Origin of the sequence: Paraburkholderia sprentiae WSM5005 (assembly GCF_001865575.2) — a bacterium.
Classification (GTDB): domain Bacteria; phylum Pseudomonadota; class Gammaproteobacteria; order Burkholderiales; family Burkholderiaceae; genus Paraburkholderia; species Paraburkholderia sprentiae.
In genome coordinates, this window is the sequence record NZ_CP017563.2 from 523,567 (window position 1) to 545,766 (window position 22,200).

20 protein-coding genes are annotated in these 22,200 nt (G+C 60.0%); 7 read left to right on the top strand and 13 right to left on the bottom strand.

Annotated features, from left to right (window positions below; all coding sequences use genetic code 11):
• Positions 1-273 precede the first annotated feature (273 nt).
• A complete protein-coding gene (locus BJG93_RS36590; protein ID WP_154671688.1) occupies positions 274-414 on the top strand; it encodes a hypothetical protein in 141 nt (46 codons plus the stop codon).
• Between the two features lie 130 nt (positions 415-544).
• Entirely contained in the window at positions 545-1,903 is a 1,359-nt protein-coding gene (locus BJG93_RS30955) for a 2-hydroxycarboxylate transporter family protein (protein ID WP_407675361.1), read from the top strand.
• A 105-nt stretch (positions 1,904-2,008) separates the two neighbouring features.
• Here BJG93_RS30955 and BJG93_RS30960 read toward each other — a convergent pair whose 3' ends face one another.
• The 13 genes from BJG93_RS30960 to BJG93_RS31020 all read right to left on the bottom strand — a co-directional run bounded on the left by BJG93_RS30960 (position 2,009) and on the right by BJG93_RS31020 (position 16,377).
• Complete coding sequence (locus BJG93_RS30960) at positions 2,009-2,554, bottom strand: SRPBCC family protein (RefSeq protein ID WP_027194281.1); 546 nt, start codon at positions 2,552-2,554, stop codon at positions 2,009-2,011.
• A gap of 154 nt (positions 2,555-2,708) precedes the next feature.
• Entirely contained in the window at positions 2,709-3,545 is an 837-nt protein-coding gene (gene panC, locus BJG93_RS30965) for a pantoate--beta-alanine ligase (protein ID WP_027194282.1), read from the bottom strand.
• Positions 3,546-3,582: 37 nt separating this feature from the next.
• Positions 3,583-5,253 (bottom strand): electron transfer flavoprotein-ubiquinone oxidoreductase, encoded by a 1,671-nt coding sequence (locus tag BJG93_RS30970; RefSeq protein ID WP_027194283.1) that lies wholly within the window; start codon positions 5,251-5,253, stop codon positions 3,583-3,585.
• Between the two features lie 206 nt (positions 5,254-5,459).
• On the bottom strand, positions 5,460-7,385 hold the full coding sequence (gene cysN / locus BJG93_RS30975) for a sulfate adenylyltransferase subunit CysN (protein WP_027194284.1): 1,926 nt from the start codon (positions 7,383-7,385) through the stop codon (positions 5,460-5,462).
• Positions 7,385-8,287 (bottom strand): sulfate adenylyltransferase subunit CysD, encoded by a 903-nt coding sequence (gene cysD / locus BJG93_RS30980; protein ID WP_027194285.1) that lies wholly within the window; start codon positions 8,285-8,287, stop codon positions 7,385-7,387. Before cysD ends, cysN begins: the two co-directional genes overlap by 1 nt.
• Positions 8,288-8,311: 24 nt before the next feature.
• A complete protein-coding gene (locus BJG93_RS30985; protein ID WP_027194286.1) occupies positions 8,312-9,085 on the bottom strand; it encodes a 3'(2'),5'-bisphosphate nucleotidase CysQ in 774 nt (257 codons plus the stop codon).
• On the bottom strand, positions 9,082-9,591 hold the full coding sequence (locus BJG93_RS30990) for a VOC family protein (RefSeq protein ID WP_034477395.1): 510 nt from the start codon (positions 9,589-9,591) through the stop codon (positions 9,082-9,084). Before BJG93_RS30990 ends, BJG93_RS30985 begins: the two co-directional genes overlap by 4 nt.
• Positions 9,591-10,760, bottom strand: a complete 1,170-nt coding sequence (locus BJG93_RS30995; protein WP_027194288.1) for a sulfotransferase family protein — start codon at positions 10,758-10,760, stop codon at positions 9,591-9,593. The genes BJG93_RS30990 and BJG93_RS30995 overlap by 1 nt, the downstream gene beginning before the upstream one ends.
• Before the next feature lie 28 nt (positions 10,761-10,788).
• The gene (locus tag BJG93_RS31000) at positions 10,789-11,976 is read right to left on the bottom strand and encodes a DUF1214 domain-containing protein (RefSeq protein ID WP_231337617.1); all 1,188 of its coding nucleotides are present in this window, start codon (positions 11,974-11,976) and stop codon (positions 10,789-10,791) included.
• A complete protein-coding gene (locus BJG93_RS31005; protein ID WP_027194290.1) occupies positions 11,943-12,965 on the bottom strand; it encodes an alcohol dehydrogenase catalytic domain-containing protein in 1,023 nt (340 codons plus the stop codon). Before BJG93_RS31005 ends, BJG93_RS31000 begins: the two co-directional genes overlap by 34 nt.
• Positions 12,966-13,299: 334 nt before the next feature.
• Positions 13,300-14,109, bottom strand: coding sequence for a MarR family transcriptional regulator (locus BJG93_RS31010; protein ID WP_027194291.1), 810 nt, complete (start codon positions 14,107-14,109; stop codon positions 13,300-13,302).
• A 152-nt stretch (positions 14,110-14,261) separates the two neighbouring features.
• Entirely contained in the window at positions 14,262-15,080 is an 819-nt protein-coding gene (locus BJG93_RS31015) for an SDR family NAD(P)-dependent oxidoreductase (RefSeq protein ID WP_027194292.1), read from the bottom strand.
• Positions 15,081-15,237: 157 nt separating this feature from the next.
• On the bottom strand, positions 15,238-16,377 hold the full coding sequence (locus BJG93_RS31020; RefSeq protein WP_231337618.1) for an ecdysteroid 22-kinase family protein: 1,140 nt from the start codon (positions 16,375-16,377) through the stop codon (positions 15,238-15,240).
• A gap of 112 nt (positions 16,378-16,489) precedes the next feature.
• Between BJG93_RS31020 and BJG93_RS31025 the strand changes: the two genes are divergently transcribed.
• The 5 genes from BJG93_RS31025 to BJG93_RS31045 all read left to right on the top strand — a co-directional run bounded on the left by BJG93_RS31025 (position 16,490) and on the right by BJG93_RS31045 (position 22,194).
• Entirely contained in the window at positions 16,490-16,987 is a 498-nt protein-coding gene (locus tag BJG93_RS31025; protein WP_027194294.1) for a MarR family winged helix-turn-helix transcriptional regulator, read from the top strand.
• Between the two features lie 77 nt (positions 16,988-17,064).
• Positions 17,065-18,525, top strand: coding sequence for an acyl-CoA reductase (locus BJG93_RS31030; protein ID WP_027194295.1), 1,461 nt, complete (start codon positions 17,065-17,067; stop codon positions 18,523-18,525).
• Entirely contained in the window at positions 18,525-19,910 is a 1,386-nt protein-coding gene (locus BJG93_RS31035; RefSeq protein WP_027194296.1) for a hypothetical protein, read from the top strand. The genes BJG93_RS31030 and BJG93_RS31035 overlap by 1 nt, the downstream gene beginning before the upstream one ends.
• A gap of 37 nt (positions 19,911-19,947) precedes the next feature.
• Positions 19,948-20,799, top strand: a complete 852-nt coding sequence (locus BJG93_RS31040; protein ID WP_027194297.1) for an oxidoreductase — start codon at positions 19,948-19,950, stop codon at positions 20,797-20,799.
• A gap of 30 nt (positions 20,800-20,829) precedes the next feature.
• Complete coding sequence (locus BJG93_RS31045) at positions 20,830-22,194, top strand: hypothetical protein (RefSeq protein ID WP_027194298.1); 1,365 nt, start codon at positions 20,830-20,832, stop codon at positions 22,192-22,194.
• Positions 22,195-22,200 lie beyond the last annotated feature (6 nt).

The window sequence follows — 22,200 nt, forward strand, 5'->3', positions numbered from 1 at the left end:
GCGCATGCGTAGTTCGTCCTGACGCGTCACATGCCAGAAAGCTGGCCATTTGCGGGCGGTGCGACGGACAGGTGTGGCTCAGCGTTGCTGACGCAACCGGCCGGATGGACGCTTCGGCGGTTTTTTCCGCCGCCCTGCAGAGCCGCAACAGCAGGACCTGAAGATCGGCCACAAGCAGGTGCAGCGGCCCTTGGGGAAGCAATCGGTCACGGGTGGCAGAAAGTCCCGCCAGCGTCGATCGCTTTCCTCGATCCACGGCTCGTCGACGCGTCGGTGTTCGGTCCGAAATCCAGCGATGCGCCGCCGCACGAACTGATCTCCGGCCGGGAATTTCGGGTGCTGCAAGTGCTCGCTAATCTCGCGGCGCATCTCAACCTGCCGTATCAACCGCTGCCGCCGGTGGCACGTCGATGACTGCGGTTCGGGGCGCACATGGAATTTGTCGTCCCGATGCCATTCACCCATCGGATATCACTGTAACTGTATCGAAACGCGAGACCGGCACACGCCTCGGCGCGCCACATCAAGGAGACATGCTTTGTCCATCACCTCACAAACACCGGATCACTCACCGGCGACGCCCGCGCAGCGGTCCGAAAGCGTCACCCGATTCTGGCCCGAAGGCTGGTGGAAGCTGATGGAATACAGAATCGGCATCATCCCTCTGCCGGTTTATTTCATTCTGCTCGCGCTAATCACGGGGTTCGCGGTGACGGGCAAGATCCCGGGCGAAATTTCCATGGCGATCGCGGTGCTGGCGTTCTTCGGCTTTACCTGCGCCGAGTTGGGCAAGCGCCTGCCGCTTCTGCGCAATATCGGCGCGGCCGCGATCTGTGCGACCTTCGTGCCTTCCGCGCTCACTTACTATCATCTGTTGCCCAAGCCGATCCTCGGCCTCACGACCGAGTTCACGAAGCAGAGCAATTTCCTTTATCTGTTCATCGCGTCGATCATCGTCGGCAGTATTCTCAGTATGGACCGACGCGTGCTGATCAAGGGCTTTCTCAAGATCTTCGTGCCGCTCGCGCTGGGCTCGCTGGCCGCATGCATCGTCGGAATTGCAGTCGGTTCGGCATTCGGACTCGGCGCGCGGCATACGCTGCTGTATATCGTCGTGCCGATCATGGCGGGGGGTGTCGGTGAAGGCGCTATTCCGCTATCAGTGGGCTATTCAGAAATCATGCATCTGCCGCAGGGCGAGCTGTTTGCACAAGTCTTGCCACCGGTGATGCTCGGCAGCCTCACCGCTATCGTTCTCGCCGGCGCGCTCGACATGCTCGGCAAGCGCTTTCCTCATCTCACCGGCGACGGACGCCTGCAACCCGGCGAGACGGACGAGATGGATCCTGTCCAGGAGGAGATTCGCGGTCATATCGACGTGACGCATATCGCGGCGGCCGGCATCACGGCGATCACGCTGTACCTGCTCGGCTTGATGTGCCGCAATCTCTTCGGTCTGCCCGCGCCGGTTGCCATGCTGTTCCTCGCGGTGCTGGTCAAGCTGGCGCGCGCAGTCTCGCCGCAGTTGCAGGAGGGCGCATTCGTCGTCTATAAGTTCTTTTCGACCGCGGTGACGTATCCGCTGCTGTTCGCGATCGGCGTCGCCATGACGCCATGGGACAAGCTGATCGCTGCGTTCACGGTGGCCAATATCGTGACGATCGTCGCGACCGTGGCGACACTGATGGGCACCGGGTTTCTGGTTGCACGCCGGCTCAAGCTCTACCCTATCGATACGGCGATCGTGAATGCATGCCATAGCGGCCAGGGCGGAACAGGCGACGTCGCGATCCTCACGGCGGCGAACCGCATGCAACTGATGCCCTTCGCGCAGATCGCCACGCGCATCGGCGGCGCGATCGTCGTCACGGTGACGCTGATCGTGCTCGCACATATCGGTTGATGCGTTGTAGCATTGGGCCCGCGATGTCCGCACCACGTGCATCGCGGCGACTTTCGCAATCCCCGAAGGCGTCGGTGCGGCAACGGCCACGACGAGTGTCGGGCGTCATTGCCCGTTGGCCGTTTCCAACGTTTTCTTCAGCCGCGCGACTGCCTCGTCTGATTCTTGCTGGATTCGCGCACGCACGAACAAGACATTCACCGCCGCAAACCAAAGCGATGGTGCGCGGTACACGAACTCACGCTCGAATCGCGTCCCGGACGCTACAGGCGTCAGCGTGTAAGTCACTGTGCCGGCGGACTTGCCATCTATGGTTCCGACAATTACCCATTTGCGCGGACGGTCCCGCACCGCAGCCGTCCAGACGACGCTCCCCCGACGACCCGCGACGCGAAATTCTTCCGTAACTTGTTCGCCAACGCTTAACGAGTGATCGGTCGCTCCGCTTACCGATAGCGACGACGGGTGCCAATCCGGCCAGTGCGACGGTGTCGTCACGTAGTCAAAAACGACCGCGTCCGGTCGCTTGATCGAGATCACCGTGACAATCTTCGTCGTAAGGTTGACGAACTCAGGCAACCGCAGGCCAAGCAAAGCAATGACCGTAAAGGCTGCCAGGATCGCAACGATCCATCTCAATGGCGATTTCATCTACGACTCTGGGAAGTATCGTCCGCACACCAGGACGGCCGTGCCGCTAAAGAAAGCCGGACGCAGTTCGCGGCGCGCTCCGTGCGCCGATATTACCGTATTGCGGCACGTGTTCATTCCTGATCGGTCGCGTCGGCCCAGCGCGGCGCACCGCTCAAACTTCCAGGTTATCGATCAGTCGCGTGTTTCCGAGGCGCGCAGCCGCGACGACAACAAGCTTGCCAGCATCGACCTCCTGCGCGGTCGGGGACCGCAAATCGGCCTGCTTGCGCACCGAAATGTAGTCCGGCTGCCAACCTCGGTCGATCAATTTGGAGAACGCGCGTCGTTCGATTCCCTGAATATCTTTCTCCCCGCTCAGGATCTTGTCGCGGATCTGATTCAGCAGCCGATACAACATTGGCGCCTCGACTCGCTCTTCGGGTGTCAGGAAACGATTGCGAGAGGACAACGCAAGACCGTCGCAATCGCGAATGGTTTCGCCCGCGACAACGTCCGTGGGCATCGCGAATTGCTTGCACATCTCCCGAACGATCATCAATTGCTGGTAGTCCTTCTTTCCAAAGACGGCCACACGCGGTTGCGCGCACACCATCAGCTTCATCACCACCGTGCACACGCCCTGGAAAAAACCGGGCCGGAATTCACCTTCCAACATGTCGCCCATGCCTCCCGGCGGCTGCACTCGATACTCTTGTGGCTGCGGGTATAAATCGCGTTCCGTGGGGGCAAAGACGACATAGACGTTCTCTTTCTGGAGTTTCTCGATGTCCGCATCCAGCGTGCGCGGATAACGCTCGAAATCTTCCCCCGGCCCGAACTGCAGGGGATTGACGAAGATGCTCGTGACGACTGGATCCCCATGCTGCCGGGCTAGCCGAACAAGCGACAAATGCCCTTCGTGAAGATTGCCCATAGTCGGCACGAATGCGGTACGGTTTTGCCCGCGCAACTGCGCGCGCAATTCGTCGATGGACCGAATCAATTTCATTCCGAGACTGACCTCCGAGACGTGGCTATCACCCCGCTCACATGTTTGGATAGTTCGGCCCACCGCCGCCTTCCGGCGTGACCCACACGATGTTCTGTGTCGGGTCCTTGATGTCGCAGGTCTTGCAGTGCACGCAATTCTGCGCATTGATTTGCAGACGGTCCTCTTGCTGATCGTCCTTCACATACTCGTAGACGCCTGCTGGACAGAAGCGGGATTCTGGGCCCGCATAAGTTCGCAGATTCACGTTCACTGGCACACTTGTGTCCCTGAGCGTGAGGTGCGCCGGCTGATTCTCCTCGTGGTTCGTATTCGAAATGAACACGGACGACAGACGATCGAACGTTAGTTTGCCGTCAGGCTTTGGATACTCGATCGGCTGACACTGCGACGCGGGCTTGAGCGTTTCGTGATCGCGATGCTGGTGACGCAGCGTCCACGGCACATTGCCGCCGAGCAGCTTCTGCTCGATGCCCACCATCAGCGAGCCGAGGTACAGGCCTTTGCTCATCCACTGCTTGAAGTTGCGCGCCTTGTACAGCTCCCTGTAGAGCCACGACTGCTTGAACGCTTCCGGGTAGGCCGCCAGTTCATCGTGGTGGCGGCCCGCCTGCAGCGCATCGAACGCGGCATGCGCGGCCAGCATGCCGGTCTTGATCGCCGCGTGGCTGCCTTTGATAAGCGAGGCATTCAGGAAACCCGCATCGTCGCCGACGAGCGCACCGCCCGGGAATACGAGCTTCGGCAATGACATCAAGCCGCCGGCGGTGATTGCGCGCGCACCATACGACACGCGCTTGCCGCCTTCGAGGAATCCGCGGATTTCCGGGTGCGTCTTGTAGCGCTGGAACTCCTCGAACGGCGAAAGATAGGGGTTCCGATAAGCCAGACCAACGACAAAACCCACCATCACCTGGTTGTTGTCGATGTGGTACAAAAATGAGCCGCCATAGGTGTCCGGCTTCAGCGGCCAGCCGGCCGTGTGGATCACGAGACCCGGCTGGTGTTTCGCAGGATCGATCTCCCACAGCTCCTTGATGCCGATGCCGTAGACCTGCGGGTCGGCGTTGTTGCCGAGTTTGAAATTGTCGTTGAGCTGGCGGCCAAGGTGACCGCGGCAACCTTCGCCGAACAGCGTGTACTTCGCGTGCAGCTCCATCCCGAGTTGGAAGTTCCCGGTGGGCTCGCCGTCTTTGCCAATGCCCACGTTGCCGGTGGCGACGCCCTTGACCGAACCGTCCTCGTTGTAGAGAACTTCAGCGGCCGGAAAGCCCGGAAAGATCTCCACGCCTAGCGCCTCGGCCTGCTGGCCCAGCCAGCGCGTGACGTTCGCGAGGCTGATCACGTAGTTGCCGTGGTTCTTGAAGTTCTCCGGCAATGCCCAGTTCGGCACCGACTTCGCACGCGTTTCCGAAAGGAAAAGGAATCTGTCTTCGGTCACGGGCACGTTCAACGGCGCATTCCGCTCCTTCCAGTCGGGCATGAGTTCGTTGAGTGCGCGCGGGTCCATGACAGCGCCGGAAAGGATATGCGCACCAATCTCTGAGCCTTTTTCCAGCACGCAGACGCCGATCTCGACGTTTTTTTCGGCTGCCAGCTGCTTCAGGCGGATCGCCGCGGACAGGCCTGCGGGACCGCCGCCGACGATTACCACGTCGTATTCCATCGACTCGCGCGGTCCGTAACCTTGCTGATTGCTTTCCGCCATCCCCACTGCCTCCCTGACGCCTCGAAACGTCGCCATACGCGTTGGACTGTCGCCCGTCGCGGGCGCCGTCAACACGGGAATTGCGCTCGGCATCTCCCGTAGCCGACAGCAGGGAGTATATATAAATGAATGTCGTATAACAATATGAACGCACGTGGACTAGCAATGGCACCGTATCGACGGCCGAGGCGCACCCCCGCGCCGTCTCAAAGTGGCGCTCCCCTCGACACGTCAAGGAATCCCACGGTCTGGAGTTTCTCGAAGATCACCGCTACAGCCAGTTCGGGAGAAGCGGTCATGGTGTTAATGTGGATCTCGGGATTCTGCGGCTTCTCGTAGGGCGAATCGATGCCTGTGAAGTTCTTCAACTCGCCGCTACGTGCCTTCTTGTAGAGTCCTTTCGGATCGCGCTCCTCGGCCACTTCTAGTGGCGTGTCGATGAACACCTCGATGAATTCACCCTTCTCCATGAGTTCGCGTGCGAGGGAGCGCTCCGCGCGAAACGGCGAAATGAACGCCGTAATGACGATCACACCCGCATCCGCCATCAATTTCGCCACCTCGGCAATGCGTCGGATATTTTCCACCCGGTCCTCGGCCGTGAATCCCAGATCCTTGTTCAATCCGTGCCGAACATTGTCCCCGTCGAGCAGATAAGTTCGCTTGCCCATCGCATGCAAGCGCTTCTCGAGCAGATTGGCAATGGTCGATTTACCCGCACCTGAAAGTCCTGTCAGCCAGACAACGCCGCTCTGGTGCCCATTCAGCACCCGCCGCGCGCGTTTGTCCACTTCCAGCGTCTGCCAGCGAAGATTGTTCGCGCGGCGCAGTGCGAAGCGCAGCATACCGGCACCGACCGTGCTGTTGGTGATACGGTCGATTACGATGAAGCCGCCCGTTTCGTGGTTCTGTTCGTATGGATCGAAAGCGATCGCGCGATCGAACTCCAGTTCCGCGACGCCAATTTCGTTCAAGGCGAGAGTCTCACTAGCCACGTGGTCAAGCGTATCGACATTCAGCTTGTATTTCAGCGGCAATATCGTCGCCGTGACGGTCCGAGTGCCGATCTTCAGCAAGTAACTGCGCCCACGAAGCATCGGTTGCTCGCTCATCCACACGAGCGTTGCTTCGAACTGGTCGGCAACCGGAGCGGGTGAATCGGCCGTTGAAATCAGGTCCCCACGAGAGACATCCACTTCGTCGGCGAGCAGAAGCGTCACGGACTGTTCCGCGAAGGCCTCGTCAAGATCGCCATCGGCCGTCACGATTTTTGCGACCGTGCTTTCCCGTCCTGATGGCTGAATCTGTATACGCTGCCCAACACGCACCACACCGGACGCAATCGTTCCTGCAAACCCGCGGAAATCAGGATTGGGGCGGTTGACCCACTGTACAGGGAAACGAAACGGCTGCGTCTGCAAATGCGCTTCGTCGATCTCGACGGTCTCGAGGTGATGCATCAAGGACGGCCCGTCGTACCACGACGTCTTTGGGCTCCTTTCAACAATATTGTCGCCATTGACACCGGAAATGGGGATTGCCGTTACAGCTGGAATGCCGATCTTTCTGGCGAATTCGCCATACTCGCGCGAAATCTCGTTGAATCGTTCGCGCGAATACCCGACCAGGTCCATCTTATTCACCGCGAGAACGACGTTACGAATGCCGATCAACGACACGAGATAGCTGTGCCGTCGCGTTTGCTGAAGAATGCCCTTGCGCGCATCGACGAGAATGATGGCAAGATCGGCCGTGGACGCTCCCGTTATCATGTTGCGGGTGTACTGCTCATGCCCTGGCGTATCAGCAACGATGAACTTGCGGCGGTCGGTCGAGAAAAACCGATAGGCGACGTCGATGGTGATGCCCTGTTCGCGCTCCGCGGCAAGACCGTCTAGCAGCAGCGCATAGTCTATTTCGCCACCGCGTGTACCGACCTTCCTCGAATCGGCTTCGAGCGCGGCAAGCTGGTCATCGAACAGCATCTTGGATTCGTAAAGCAATCGGCCAATCAACGTGCTTTTTCCGTCATCCACGCTCCCGCATGTGATGAAACGCAGAAGGCTCTTTCTTTCGTGCTGCTTCAGGTACCGTTCAATATCAGTTCCGATCAGCTCAGAGACGTGTGCCATTAGAAGTAGCCCTCCTGTTTCTTCCTCTCCATGGATGCAGCGCCGTCATGGTCGATCACGCGACCCTGCCGCTCGGAGGTCGTCGTCAGGAGCATTTCCTGAATGATTTGCGGCAATGTCGTAGCGTTCGACTCGACCGCACCGGTAAGCGGATAGCAGCCCAGCGTGCGAAAACGCACCATTTTCTCTTCCACCTCCTCGAGAGGCCCAAGTGGCATGCGGTCATCATCCACCATCACTAGCATGCCATCCCGGTTCACCACGGGTCGCCTCGCCGCGAAATATAGTGGCACGATGGGGATATTCTCGAGGTAGATGTACTGCCAGATGTCCAGTTCGGTCCAGTTAGAGAGGGGAAACACGCGAATCGACTCGCCGTTGTTCTTTCGCGCGCTATACAGACGCCACAGCTCGGGCCGCTGATTCTTCGGATCCCACTGGTGGGTAGCCGTGCGGAATGAAAAGATTCGCTCCTTTGCACGCGATCTCTCTTCGTCTCTGCGAGCGCCCCCGAAAGCGGCATCGAAGCCGTACTTGTCGAGCGCTTGCTTCAGCCCTTGCGTCTTCCACATATCGGTGTGAACCTGCGAGCCATGATCGAACGGGTTGATGCCCAGTTCTTTCGCTAGCGGGTTCTGATGCACGATCAGCTCCATTCCGCTCTCGCGGGCCGTCCGGTCCCGCATCGTGTACATGTCGCGAAACTTCCAGGTGGTATCCACGTGCAGGAGCGGAAACGGCGGGGGCGCCGGGTAAAAAGCCTTTTTTGCCAGATGGAGCATGCAGGCGCTGTCCTTGCCGATCGAGTAAAGCATCACCGGGCGTTGTGCCTCAGCGACGACTTCTCGCATGATATGAACGCTCTCGGCTTCAAGTCGCCGCAGATGGGTCAACGTGGGCATGGCAAATCCTTTTGCAAAGGAAATTCACTGCGCGGCCGCGATGGCGGCCAGCATCGATTCGGCGATCTCGCGTCGGCATATGAGCAAATCCGGCATCGAGACGTCTGCTCCGTTATAGAGGCACGGGCTGCGGTCTATGCGGCTGGCGTGAAGGCCAGCCGCGAGTGCGACGCCTACCGGGGCGCACGAGTCCCATTCGTATTGACCGCCGGCATGCAGATACGCATGAGCCTCGCCCCGCAGCACGGCCATTGCCTTTGCGCCTGCCGAGCCCATGGGCACAAGCTCGGCATTCAATCGCTGGGCCACCATCAGTGCCAGTTTCGGGGCGCGGGAACGGCTCACGAGAATTTTCAGGCGCCCTTCGGGCGCTGGGGGCAACTCAGGCGGCGATAACGTTCCGAATGTTACGCCACGCGCCGGAAGCGCCACAGCGCAAGCGCGAGGTTCGCCGCCAACTGTCAGTGCCACATGCACCGCCCAGTCCTCACGCCCCTCGAGTCGTTCGCCATACTCGCGCGTGCCATCGAGCGGGTCGATGATCCATACACGATCGAGGGCTAGCCGCTTTGGATCCGGCGCCGACTCTTCCGAGAGAAAACCGTCCTCCGGCCGGGAGCGAGCGAGAATGCCTGCAATCAGCTCGTTCGCCGTGGCATCGCCGAGCGCGCCCAAAGGTTTGCCCGCTAGCACTGCCGACGCACGTATCGCGTTCAATGCGCGGCCGGCCGCCGTAGCGATGTGCACGGCGAGACGGTGGTCATCGTCGATCGACAGCGCGGTGCTGACGGCGTTCATTGGACCACTCCATTACGAGGCACCTGGTCCATCGCGACGAGGCCGGCAGGCGTGTACCAGATATGCTCGATATAGTGTCCCAGCGTTCCCCGGTGATCCGAATAGAAGTACCGAGCGTAGCCACGCGACTGGCCGTCGATGACGATCGGCACGCCCGCCGCAGCCATGTCCTCACGCTGTGTTTCGAAAGCCGCTTCGCTCTCGATCAACTGCGCGATGTGATGATGGCGAATCGCGAAACGGTCTCGCGGCAGGGCATCACGATACACGCGGTCGTCGCCGCAAAGCGGCTCGATCAGTTCCAGCTGAACCGACCCGACGAACGCAAGCGCTATGTTCAGCTTGCAGCGACGCCCCGCGATCGACTCTATTTCAATCCCCGGCAAGCGCGCCCACGCCGGCACTTTCTGTTCCTTGCAAAAGCGCTCGATTGCCTCGTCCACATCGGTTGTGACGTACGCAATCTGCAGAAAACCGGAAAACGGGGAAAGCGACGGCGTTTTCATCAGTGCAGTCCATAGGTGGTTATATAGCGTGAGAAGCGCTCCCTGATCGCTGCCGGTGCAAGGCCGAATTCGTCCTGCGCATATTGATGCGCGCCATAGGCGCGTTCAGGACTGTACTTAACGCGTCGGCGCATCGCTTCCTCCGTTTCGGCGGTCAGTGTGAAGCCGAAGTGACCGTATATGCGCCGCATTGTGCCAATCGGATCGGCGTGGAGATCGGTTTGTCTGATATCGAGGAACTGCTTGTTCGGCAAGCATGCGCGCGCCGCCATTGCTGCTTCGCTGGCACGCGCCCAGTTATCCAGTTCGCGCCTGCCGATCTCGTGCCTGTCGACCTGCTCGCTCTCGCAAATGCGACGCGCCATCGCCAGCACGCTCGCGAGCGAAGGCAGCGCCTCCACTGGGTCACGATGTGTCTGGACCACGCATGCATCGGGAAAGACCTCGAATAATGCGGGCAACTGCATCAGGTGTCCGGGATTTTTCAGAAGCCACGTCTTTTCGGGGTCGCGCGCACCGATCAGACTAATCGCCTGGGCCAGGTAACGATATGCAGGCAGCTCGCTCTGTTGACGCCACCAGCGATCGTATTGAGGTACGCGCAACGATGAGCCCCACAGATTGCTGCAAAAGCCCTGCTTGAGTATTTCGAGGCATTCATCTACCTCGTCAGCCACAATATTGTGTGCCGCGCGCATCTCTGGCGCTGACCTGAAAAAGGCGTCGAGCCCGGCTGCGGTCGCCTGGTACTGTGGATGACTGGTCCATGTATCGCGCGCAGGCCGCGGCTGTGGAAAGACGGTCAGCCATTTTTCCAATCCCTGAAATTGTGGATCGACCGAAAGCAGCTTGTGCAGCGCGGTCGTACCGGTTCTCGGTATGCCGGTGATGACGAGCGGGCGCCGCGGCGTCCGCGACAAGACGTCGGCATGCTTGCGCAGCCCCTCTACCAGCGTCAGGCGCGAGACTAAAGCACCGACAATTGCGTTCCACGCAAATTCCCGTCCCCCCGGCGCGAAGCGTGGGCCGTCTTCGTCGAGCGCGTGCAAAAGTTGCGTGAGGCCAGTCCCATACTCCGCGCTGGGACCGAAATCGCTCAAGCCAGTGGCCGCACTCGCGCTCGCGTGAAGTTCGTCCTCCGCACCCCTGAATCGTTTCGATAATGACATCTGTTGTCTCCCGAAATCCGTTTTTGTCCTACCACCGGCGTCTCAACTGCGCACCTATGTGTCTGTCGCGCAAAAGTCTTTCGCGCTCGCTTGCGTCTACGAAGCGAGTTCCTGCCGGTAAGTGACTGCGCAACTCGGCGAGCGGCACACGCTTGAGTGTCGGAACCGGCTCCGAGCTGCACCCATACCATCTGCCTATCGCAGTCCCGCGATTGACCCCGCATGGGTCGAGCCAGTTCAGGACGCCCGGGTCCCGATGAGCGATCACCGCGCGAAAATGGCCGTCTTCGTCGACGTGTGCCTGATGCCCATTGAGACTGCTTTGGTGATCGATATAGTCAAGCGCGTTGAACAGTGTGTCGTTCAATTGCACGTTCCAGTAGCGGCGAGTCTGCGGCAACGCGGTGTCGAGAATGAGCGCCTCGTCATCACCGAAATCGAAAATCGCCTGCCAGTACGCCTGCTTCGCGAGACCCCCACCGAAAGCGAAAAACTCGAACTCGTTGACATTGATTCGCGTACGCAGTTGCTGCATATGCGTGAGCCAGCGACGTGACAAGCGCTCCGCGTAGTCCATCAACTCGCCGGTACGCCTCGCGATCTCTTCGTGGCCCATCGACGGCTTCGACAGCGGCGCATCGAGGCACTCGATAGCGATCCGCGCGTCCCGCTCCGCGCCCCACGCATAAGAGCGCTGGCGCAGCATGGCGAAGTCAGCCTCGCTATGGAGCTCGATCCAGTTGCCGTCGTATCCAGCTGGACGCTGCGCGCTCAACAGTATGTCGAAGCTGCCGTCGTCGCCGATTTCTACGTCGTCGAGGTCGAATTGACCAAGCGGCGGGTGGGTTTCATCGGTAGTGCCCATGATCCCCCGGCCGATGTCGAGCGTCAGCAAATGCACGCTGCCGCGTTCTCCAACTATCCGGTATCGCAGGTCACCTCGCAACGGTGCGATGAAATAGGTATCGTCGGGATTAGGCTGCAGCATGAAGACCGAGTTAAGGAAGGGCAGCCAGTCAGGATGAAGCGGATCGGATTGGAAGTAGATGAAGTAGGCAAGCGAAAGATTCATCTGCAACTGCCGATACAGCTGCGCGCGTGTTTGAGGGTTGCTGGGTGTCTCAGTCAACCCGAGTAGACTTTCTGCGTTTGCCAACTGGCAGAGATAGTCGCTCCAGGATTTCAGCTCAGCCATGGGTTCACCATGACTTTGCATTGCGTCGAGCGATCACGCAGACCCTCGAAAACCTCGGGTAACGCGTCGAGAGAGACGCGATCCGTGATCATCGCGCGCGGTTCGACACAACCCGCGTCGAACACGTTAGCGACATGCGTAAACTCTTGCATGCTGTAGGTGACAGCGAACTGGATTCGCACTTCTTTCCATACCGCTACCGCGGGGATAAATTGATCTGGCACCGTGCAGAAGCCGAGCACTACGACGTCGCCCTGCGGCTTGACGCAGTGAATCGCCTTCGCAATCAGATCCTTTTGCCCCGCGCATTCGAAAACGACGTCTGGTGGACCCTTAAGAGCATCCCCCGCCAGCGCCGCCAGATCCTGCCCCTCGTGCGGAACGACAAACTCGTCTGCACCCATGTGCAGCGCAAGCGCTTCGCGGCGCAGTGAGGAAGCGGTGACGACGATGCGTCCGGCGCTAAGGCGGCGAGCCCAGAACGTCGCCGCAAGCCCGACGGGACCCGCGCCAATCACGAGCACTTTGGCACCCGGCGCGAGTTTTGCCAGCGCAACGCCGTGCAAGCCAACTGCCATCGGTTCGATCAGTGCACCATCTTCCATGCTCAGCGTCTTCGGAAGCGCGGTCGTTACACGCTCGGCAACGACTGCATACTGGGCGAAGCCGGCGGCGGCCCCCTGGAAATCCGCGCAAAAGTTGGGCTTCCCGGAAAGACAAATCGCGCAGTGCCCGCATCCGACAAACGGCAGCGCGGTCACTGCATCGCCAAGCTTCAGCTTCTCGACACCCTTTCCGACGGCAACCACCTCGCCAGCGAATTCGTGGCCAAGTGTCGAGTTTTCTGGAAGCGTGAAATGCGGTGCGTGTCCATTCGTCATGTGAAGATCCGATCCGCAAATACCGCAACGGTGAATTTTCAGCACAACTTCTCCGGATGCCGGAGTGGGATCGGCAACACGCCTAACTTCCAGCGGCAAACCTACTCTCGTGAAATACGCGGCCTTCATCGCTCGGATCTCCGTTTGGCGTGAACATGCTGTTCATCATCAAGCACCTGAGAATGTACTTTACTGGGAAAGTATCTCGGTTAATCCAGGTATTTGTACCAAGCGAGGCACCAGAAGCTCGCGCAACAATACGTTGCCGCTGAGCTGTCAGCTGACGAAGATATCGTTGGGTGCGAGTTGTCGATTGCGACCGGATGCGCCGGAGGCAGAGAAAGGCGGAGGAGAAGCGAGCTGAGAACGCTCGCCTGTTGCTGGTCTTGCGTCTTCGGCTGTTGCAAGCCGCGATGGCGATGAGCTAAGCGTTGCTATCGAGGCGGTGATCAAGGCAACTGCGTCAGCTGCGCTCGTCACTCCGACGTACGGCCTCCGCGTCTGCAAAGAGATGGAGTTCCCGCAGCAAGATCGACAGCGCCGCGCGCCGCTCGGGCGCCATATGACTGGATGCTACCCAGTCGGTTCCGTACGCCCCCTGCTGGAGAATGTTCCTTAAAAGTTTGCGTGCCCGTGGTTTCATTCGCACGAGAATTCCACGCCCATCCGCCGGATCCGGTATGCGCTCCACCAAGCCCGTCTGCTCAAGTCTGCTCACGCACTTGGTGATGCCGCCGAGCGTCATTGCCAGCGGTTTTTGAAGTTGTGTCGGAGATTGGGTGTAAGGCGGCCCTGAAACCAGAAGCGCGTCCAATAGCAACAGTTCGGCCGCCAGCAGCCCCTGACTCGCAGCGGCTTCCTTGAGCGCCCGGTCGATGTGTGCCGATAGCCGTAGAAGGCGTTGCCCGATCAGATAAACGTTCGAATCTTCCGCTGGCCACTCGCGCGCCCAGGCTGCGGCCTGTTCGTCCAGCGCATCGCGATCTTCGGGCCATGCTGGCTGCTGTAACGCTACGCATTCCGTCAGGAATTGTGCTTGAGCCCGAGAACGCGTCGAATAGAACGCCTCGCCATGGTCATCGAAAGCGACGTCGATCCAGCCGGCCTCGTCAAGCGCATTCAGGTGACCCATTACACCAGCCCGCGACATGTTCAGTTCACGCGCCAATGCGGCTGCGCTTTGCGCACCCCCGCTCAGCAGAGTCAACAGTTGTCGTCTGGAAGCGTCCGCTAACGCGGCAAAAAGCGAATCTGCGGCCTTGCGAGCACTCATGCCATCATCGATCGGTTGAGACCTCGCTTCCACACAGGTGCCGTTTCCTGTCACGCGGGTCAAATTCGGCCACGCTAAGTTACCAGAAAATTGCGCCGGGAAAGCACGGCATAACTGGCGCTCTGCCTGCCCGGGTGCCCCCGATACGATGGCTACTGCTGGACCAGGTCGTACGCCGCCAGCGCCGCAACCTCCGTCACGCCGCCGTCGACGGGTAAGCACGCGCCAGTAACGAATCGCGATTCATCGCTGGCGAGGAACAGTGCGGCAGCCGCGACGTCCCATGCATCCCCCTCCAACGAGAGCGGCGCGATCTTGCGACGGCGTTCGCGAGCCTTGTCGTCAAGCATACTGTCCACCATTGGCGTAAAGATATGCCCCGGAGCAATGGCGTTCGCACGAACACGATCGCGGCCATACATTACCGCGAGTTCACGCGTAAAGCCGATCATTCCCGCCTTTGACGAGCCGTACGCGGCCGACCCGTGGCTGCGGATGCCCGCGACCGAACTGATGTTGACGATGGCCCCGCCCCCGCGCGCCACGATCTTCGGCACCGCGCTTCGGCTCATCAAGAACGCACTTTTCAGATTGACGTCGATCACGCGGTCCCAGGCCGCTTCGTCGATGTCCTGCAATCGCCCCGGCGCGCCTGAGATACCGACGTTGTTGATGAGAATGTCCAGACCTCCATACCGCTCAACGGTCTCTTCGACGATGCGCGCACACACGGCGCCGTCAGTGATATCGCCGGTCGATACGAATGCTGTGCCGCCCGCCTCCGCGATCAGCGCGAGCGTTTCGGCCGCCCGCTCGGATTGTTGATCGACGAGACAGACGGACGCGCCCTCCGCCGCAAAGAGACATGCGATTGCCTTGCCCGTGCCAAAACCCTGACCGAGCGATCCTGCGCCGGTCACGATCGCGATCTTGCCGCTTAAACGTTGATGAAAAATTTCAGGAACGGGCATGCTGTAATCGGTTGATGAAAGTCGATTGTCATCCTGAACGTTCGAGCGGGCACGTACTCGTGAACGTTCAATCCATAACTCGCCAGGAGGCTGCCGATAGCCGAGCTTAGTCTTGCAAAGGCAATAATGCAACATGTGGTTGCATTATTGCCTTTGATCATGTCGATTCGCCTTCCGCGTCGTGATCCAGCAATGCCGCGCCAAAACGCGCCGCGTACGCCGTGTTCACTGCTTCCGTCTGGAAGCGGGTTTCGTTAATCGCAAAGATGAAGTATCCGTACGCAAGATCGCGTCGATAGTCGTGCCACGCTTCGTCGAAATCGGGCGCCTTAACCCCGAAAATCGCCAGTTGCGAAAGATAGTGTTCGAGCAGCGGCCGCTCCCATGAGCGGCGGTCCTCGATATCGAGTGCGCAACCTATGTGGTAGGCGACCTCCAGGCTCCAAGGCGCCCGACTGACCTGGGCGTCGAAAAAACCTGGCGTGCCGTCAGCTTCGACGTACAAATTTCCAAGATGCGTATCGCCGTGAATAAGGCATACCGGTTTGCCCTTGTGTTCGCGTGCAATGCGCGCGAGAGCTGCAACCATCCAGTCCCGATCGTGCAAATACCGGCTTACTGCCGCCCCTCTCGGCAGCGACGTATAGTGGGCCCAGACGTCCGGTTCGAGATACCGGTTCTGATATTCCAGCGACCAGTCCGAAAAGCGCTCCCCGACCCATTCGAGCCGACCGCCGTTGTCGAACTCCCGGCTGTTCCATGTTTGCGCGTGATAGCGCGCCATCGCACTCAACCGCAGGGCGACGTGTTCGTAGCCCTGCGGTTGCTGGGCACGGCAAAACCGAACGTGACGCTCGCACAGGTCTTCCATCACGACGACGGATTGCCAGGCGTCAGGGTCCGTGCCCGCAAAAAAGCACCGCGGCGCATTCATATTTATGAACGGTAGAACGTCGCGATAAAAACGCATTTCGTTGCGATACATGTCCGTCATCGAGGGGCTGTGATCTTCGAAACCGCCCTTCACGATCATGCGCGACGGCAGCGCCATCGCACGGCCCGTGTCGTTGTACTCGAGAGCAACACGCACCTTGGTCGACGTACCCGGCAACACATCGACGTGCCTGCACGAAGTCACTTCGACGCCGGGAAAGCGAAATGCGATCGCGGAGGTTAGCCACTGTGCCGTCACTTCCTCGACAACGACTGGCAACGCCATGTCACTTATCACACCAGATTCAGACAAGGTTCCTCCCGAAGATTGCAAACAAAAAGGCGCGTGCGCATCGTCGCTCATACCTGCTCCCGCTCGCAACATGGGGAAAACCACACCTGGCCTATCGTTGCATATTTGGAATGACGTGCATATAGTTGATTGCAAATGCAGCTACTTTTTTGGCAGGAAATCGATGAATCTACCCGACTCCGTCACGCTCGAGCGAGAACCGGCTGGCGCGGAACCGGCACAGAGACTTGCGCCAGAGGAATACCGTACTGAAGAGAGCGTCGCGTTCAAGATGAATCTGGTTCGTCTTCTGCTTGGCGCGGAAATCGACGCAAAGCTCGCTGCGAGCGAGCTTTCAGCAATACAGTGGGGAATCCTGAAAGCACTCTTCGACGGACGTGCTCGCACACCTACCGCCTTGTGCCGAGTGCTTCTCGCTGACAGTAGCGTCATGACCCGCAAGCTCGATTCGCTTGAAAAAAGAGGATTGATCGAACGAATTCGCAGCACTTCCGACCGACGCTGTGTCGAGCTCACACTGACTGCAAACGGCTGCCAGTTGTTGCGCGGAACCCTGCCGCACATCGTCGATGCAAGCAATCGGCAGCTTCGCGGCTTCACGGTCGAAGAAGTCCAAACCGTCAAACATTTACTCGATCGGATGATCGTCAATCTGAGCTGACTAGCGACAGCAACCTCGGAATGGACCAGCGTCCGCGTCCCAAGTCAACGCGTATCGATATTTGAAAAGGAGCTTTTATGGAGCATCCCGAAACAAAAGAAAGGCAACGCGAGAACCCGGCGCAGGAGCCGAACCTCGCGCCGCTACCGGTTTCCCACGTGTACCGCGGTCGCACTGTCACCGGAAGCGCCATCAACCATGTGTCGCGTGATCTTGGGCAAGGTTTCTGCACCCCCAGGATCGAACTTGACGACCTAGTGTGGCCGCGAGCTCAATCCGGTCCCGCTTTCGATACTCCGATCGCGAAGATCATCGACTTTCTTGTCGAGCTGGGGCCGCGTTTGCATCTCGACGTCAATCCGCTCATGCAGACGGCGCTCGAATCGATGATCAAGGTGAGTCCGCTGGGGCGACGGATTCTCGAAAACTGCTATCGCGACATTCCCAATCTTTTCGCACGCGGGGTGATCGAGGATGAGTTGCGCGTGAGTCTTGGCGACGCGCGCCTCGTCGACGGTTGGGTGGCACGCACTCTGCGCGGGCGCCCGAGTCGTCTACGCGCGTTTGCGCCGCGTCTCGTCCATGTCCTCGCAGGCAACTCGCCGATGGTGGCCGCCATGACAGTCATGCGCGCGGCGCTGACCAAAGGCGTCCACCTGCTCAAGCTGCCTTCGAACGATCTTTTCACGGCCACTGCAATTCTGCGCACCATGGCCGACATCGACCCGGATCATCCCGTTACCCAGTCGTTTTCGGCCGCGTACTGGCGCGGCGGAGACGAAAACGTCGAGTCGATTCTTTATCGTCCGCAGTACTTCGACAAGATCGTTGTATGGGGCGGCGACAGCGCGGTCCGGCATGTGATGCGCTACGCTGGCCCCGGGCTCGAGCTGGTCGCGTTCGATCCGAAAGTGTCTATCTCGCTGATCGGCCGTGAAGCGTTTGCATCCGACGAGGTACTGCGCGACGTCGCGCGTGCCGGCGCAGCCGATGTGCTGTCATTCAACCAGGACGCGTGCAATGCGAGCCGGTATCAGTTCATCGAAGGCGACGAAGACGACGCCGACCGCTATGCCGAACAACTGGCGCTCGCGCTCGGCCAGGACTTTCGCTATGGCGACGGTCAGGGCCCGCAGGTGCCCAGCGATATTCGCGAGGCGGTCGATGTGCTGCGCGAGATGGAGCCGCTCTACCGGGTATTCGGCGGATACGACGGCACCGGGCTCGTCATTCGCTCGGAAGAAATGGTCGATTTTCATCCCATTTGCAAGACCGTCAACGTCGTTCCGGTGACAAGCCTGCGCGACGGTGCGCGCTATGCAACCGTCGCCACGCAAACGGTTGGCATCTATCCACCGCACCGGGTCACAGAGGTGCGCGACGCACTCGCGTGCGCTGGCGTGCAACGTATGGTGGCACTGGGCGAGTCTATTTCAGACGGGGTTGGCGGCTATCCGCATGACGGCATGTTCCCGATCCATCGATTCATGAAATGGGTCTCGGAGGAATCGGGCCCGAATCCGGAGGAGACGCAATAATGCAAGCCCTTTCCGCGCTGCTTCAACTCACCGATCTTCATGACCCTTTCCGCAACGCGCCGGAGAATCTCCATGCCGCGCAACTGCAAGCCGTGCGCGAACGCTTCGCGCAGCGCCGGCAGCAGATTCGCATTCTCGACAAGCGGGCCAGCGAAGCCGGCGTGACGGAAGTGAAGAGCATGAGCGACGCCGTGCCATTGCTCTTTGCTGACGCCGTCTACAAGAGCTATCCCGATTCGTTCATCGAGCAGGGAAAATGGCGCCACCTCACCGCGTGGCTTCAAACGCTCACAACCCGCAAGATCGACGGACTCGACTACGGCACGATTGCCGATCTCGACGACTGGATCAATGCGCTGCGCGCTAACGGCCACTACGTGATGAGCTCGAGCGGAACCTCGGGCAAGCAGTCCTTTATCTATCAGAGCGAAGCCGACCGCGAACTCGGCTGGCGTCTCCTGTCCCAAGGCATTCGCTGGGCGGCGAGCGGCATGCGCGATCCGTCGCGTCGGTATCCGGTGTTTCTTCTGACGCCCTCCTCCGGCTCTTACACCGGAACTGAGCGCATGGCGAAATTCGCCGAAGCGATTGCGATGCCGGGCGATATTCATTACATGTCGGATGTGCCGCAAAGCGCCGCGCACACCACGCGCATGGCGCGCATGCGGCGGGCCATCGCGGACGGCACCGCGCGCCCCAGTGAAATAGAAGCCCTCCAGAACGAAAGTCGAGAACGCAGCGAACGCGTACAAGCCGATTTCCGGCAGTTCATCGACCAACTGCTGGAACGGCGTCACGAGCCCATGTTCATCATGGGCATGATGGGCATGCTCTATCAGATCGTCGCCACGGCGCGCCAGCGTGGCATTCCCGACGCCGACTTTCATCCTGACACGATCATTAGTATCGGCGGCGGCAAGAAAGGTGCGAACCTGCCAGAAGACTTCCAGCAGCAGTGCGAGCGCTTCTTCAACTTCAACGCGACCAACTTCAACGACGGCTACGGCATGGGTGAAGTATCGGGCTTTTGCCCGTGGTTTCACGAAGCGAAGGCGTGGACGGTCCCGCCCTGGCTCGTCCCGCTGGTGCTCGACTCGACCGGCGAACAACTGCTTAATCCTGCGGACGGGAAAGGCATTGTCGAAGGACGGCTCGCCATGATCGACCTGCTCGCGGACGGGCGCTGGGGCGGCGTAATCAGCGGCGACAAGGTCACCATGGAGTTCGGTCACGGCATCGACGGCGTGCGCACGCCGATCATTCGCGACGTGGTGCGCTACAAGGACTTGCCCGGCGGCGACGATAAGCTGTCCTGCGCGGGAACGATCGACGCCTACGTCCGCGGAGAGATCGCCGACATGACCGAGGCCCGGGCCGCCGGCTAAATCGATGCTCCCTACTCATCCGAAAGCCAATTCGACAATGACTGAAAAACAGACCAACCCAGCCGTGTGGTTCATTACCGGCGTCTCGTCCGGCTTCGGCCGCTCACTTGCGGAAGCGGTGCTCGCACGCGGCGACAAAGTGGTCGGCACCGTTCGAAATGACGCACAGATCGCGCCGTTCGAAAATCTCGCACCCGAACGCGCCCACGGCGTGCTGCTCGACGTGACCGACGCGGCGGCGGTGCCTCGCGCCATCAGCCAGGCCATCGAACGCGCGGGACCGATCGACGTACTCGTCAACAATGCGGGCTACGGTCTGTTCGGCGCATTTGAAGAGGTCTCCGACGCGGAAGCCCGTCAGCTGTTCGATACCAACGTGTTTGGAACGGTCAACGTGATACGTACGGTACTGCCTCATTTTCGCGAGCGCGGCCGCGGTCATATCGTGAACTTCTCGTCGGTTGCCGGAGTGATCGGCATCACGGGCTGCAGTTTCTATTGCGCTTCGAAGCACGCGATCGAAGGGCTGTCGGAATCGCTCGCTCGGGAGCTGCGTCCGTTCGGGATTCGTGTGACGGTGGTCGAGCCGGGTGGTTTTCGCACCAATTTCGCAGGCGGATCGCTGAAGTGGAGCGAGGTCGAATCACCCATCTATACGGAGACCGTGGGCAAGATGCGCCGGCACATGAGCAGCTACCACGGCACGCAAGCAGGCGATCCGGCAAAGGCTGCCGACGCCATCGTGCGCGCGGTTTGCGCAGACGCCCCGCCGCTGCGCCTGGCACTAGGTCCGGACGCCGTCGACGTCGTTCGGAAGAAACTTTCGTCGGTGCAAAACGATCTCGAAGCCTGGCTCGACGTGTCGAGTTCCACCAACTTCGACCACTGACGCCCGGCAACTCATAGCCTTGGAGACGACATGTCCGCTTTGGACCCGTTCTACGCAATGCTGCGCGGTGAAAGCGACCCGTTTCGCCATCACCCCGAGCACCTTCGCGAGCTTCAGCTCGCTGCCATGAAAGAGCGCTTCGCCGAACGCCGCGAACAAATCAGGCTACTGCGCCGCAGAGCGGACGATGTCGGCGTCGCCGAGGTGGCCCGCCATGAAGATATGGTGCCCCTGCTGTTCGCCCATCAGATCTACAAGAGCTACCCCGAGTCGTTCATCGACAATGGCCGCTGGAAGCATCTTTCGGCGTGGCTGCAAACACTATCGAGCAAACGGGTGGCCGAAGTCGATCTGGACGGCGTGGACAATGTCGACGCATGGATGGACCGTCTGCGCGTAGCGGGACACCATGTTTTCAGCTCGAGCGGCACATCCGGCAAGTGCAGCTTCATCAGTCAGACGCAAGCCGATCAGGACCATGTCACCGAGTCTTGCGTGAAGCTGGGCGTGTACGGCAACGCAATGATCCGAAGAGATGTCGGCGAGCGCCCGGTTTTCCTGATGATGCCGCCAGGCGGCGCGCATCGGCATATCGAACCGGTACTGAGCGCAGCGCAACGGCTCGGCGCGCAAACCACGCTGATGTTCGACGAACCGGTGCTCGCATCCGCAACGATTTCGATGGGCCGCATGCGCCGCGCAATCGCCGACGGCTCCGCGAAACCGAGCGAAGTCGCGGCGTTTCAGGAGCAGGCGGTAGCGCGCCAGCGTCATACCGGCAAGATGATCGACCGGTTTCTCGACAAGCTAACCGCGCAGCGCGAAGTTCCCGTGCTCGTCCAAGGCAACTGGTCGTTGCACTGGACGCTCGTGGAGCGCGCCCGCCAGCGCGGCATTGCCGATGGAATCTGCCATCCGGATACGGTCATCACGACCGGTGGCGGATTGAAGGGCACTTCAGCCCCCGCCGACTATCGGGAGCAGATCGTCCGCTTCTATGGTATTCGTCCCGAGAATGTACAGAACAGTTATGGCATGTCCGAGATGATCGGGACCGGCCCCTGGTCGGAAGTTGCGCAAGGCTACGCGATCTGCCCATGGATCGTTCCGTTTGTCCTCGACAAGGCTGGGGAGCAACTACTGAATCCTTCGGATGGCGTAGGCGTTGTCGAGGGGCGCTTCGCGTTTTTCGACCTGCTGGCCGAAGGATACTGGGGCGGTTTCATCACCGGCGACAAGGTCGTGGTCGACTTTTCACCGGCGGGCGACACCGATGGCCTGCAAGGGCCGCTGATCCGGCAAGTCGGTCGCTACGCCGATCTGGAAGAGGGTGAAGACAAGCTCTCGTGCGCAGGCACGATGGAGTCGTATGTACGTGGAATGATCAACGTTTGAGCGCTG

Excerpts from the sequence above, each read along its gene's own strand:
- cysD (WP_027194285.1), bottom strand. The coding sequence starts at position 8,287 with ATGCCCACGTTGACCCATCTGCGGCGACTTGAAGCCGAGAGCGTTCAT.
- BJG93_RS31035 (WP_027194296.1), top strand. The coding sequence starts at position 18,525 with ATGCAAGCCCTTTCCGCGCTGCTTCAACTCACCGATCTTCATGACCCT.
- BJG93_RS31040 (WP_027194297.1), top strand. The coding sequence starts at position 19,948 with ATGACTGAAAAACAGACCAACCCAGCCGTGTGGTTCATTACCGGCGTC.
- BJG93_RS31045 (WP_027194298.1), top strand. The coding sequence starts at position 20,830 with ATGTCCGCTTTGGACCCGTTCTACGCAATGCTGCGCGGTGAAAGCGAC.
- BJG93_RS31010 (WP_027194291.1), bottom strand. The coding sequence starts at position 14,109 with ATGAGTGCTCGCAAGGCCGCAGATTCGCTTTTTGCCGCGTTAGCGGAC.
- BJG93_RS30990 (WP_034477395.1), bottom strand. The coding sequence starts at position 9,591 with ATGAAAACGCCGTCGCTTTCCCCGTTTTCCGGTTTTCTGCAGATTGCG.
- panC (WP_027194282.1), bottom strand. The coding sequence starts at position 3,545 with ATGAAATTGATTCGGTCCATCGACGAATTGCGCGCGCAGTTGCGCGGG.
- BJG93_RS31025 (WP_027194294.1), top strand. The coding sequence starts at position 16,490 with ATGAATCTACCCGACTCCGTCACGCTCGAGCGAGAACCGGCTGGCGCG.
- BJG93_RS30970 (WP_027194283.1), bottom strand. The coding sequence starts at position 5,253 with ATGGCGGAAAGCAATCAGCAAGGTTACGGACCGCGCGAGTCGATGGAA.
- BJG93_RS31015 (WP_027194292.1), bottom strand. The coding sequence starts at position 15,080 with ATGCCCGTTCCTGAAATTTTTCATCAACGTTTAAGCGGCAAGATCGCG.
- BJG93_RS31030 (WP_027194295.1), top strand. The coding sequence starts at position 17,065 with ATGGAGCATCCCGAAACAAAAGAAAGGCAACGCGAGAACCCGGCGCAG.
- BJG93_RS31000 (WP_231337617.1), bottom strand. The coding sequence starts at position 11,976 with ATGCAAAGTCATGGTGAACCCATGGCTGAGCTGAAATCCTGGAGCGAC.
- BJG93_RS30995 (WP_027194288.1), bottom strand. The coding sequence starts at position 10,760 with ATGTCATTATCGAAACGATTCAGGGGTGCGGAGGACGAACTTCACGCG.
- BJG93_RS31005 (WP_027194290.1), bottom strand. The coding sequence starts at position 12,965 with ATGAAGGCCGCGTATTTCACGAGAGTAGGTTTGCCGCTGGAAGTTAGG.
- BJG93_RS30985 (WP_027194286.1), bottom strand. The coding sequence starts at position 9,085 with ATGAACGCCGTCAGCACCGCGCTGTCGATCGACGATGACCACCGTCTC.
- BJG93_RS30960 (WP_027194281.1), bottom strand. The coding sequence starts at position 2,554 with ATGAAATCGCCATTGAGATGGATCGTTGCGATCCTGGCAGCCTTTACG.
- cysN (WP_027194284.1), bottom strand. The coding sequence starts at position 7,385 with ATGGCACACGTCTCTGAGCTGATCGGAACTGATATTGAACGGTACCTG.
- BJG93_RS31020 (WP_231337618.1), bottom strand. The coding sequence starts at position 16,377 with ATGAGCGACGATGCGCACGCGCCTTTTTGTTTGCAATCTTCGGGAGGA.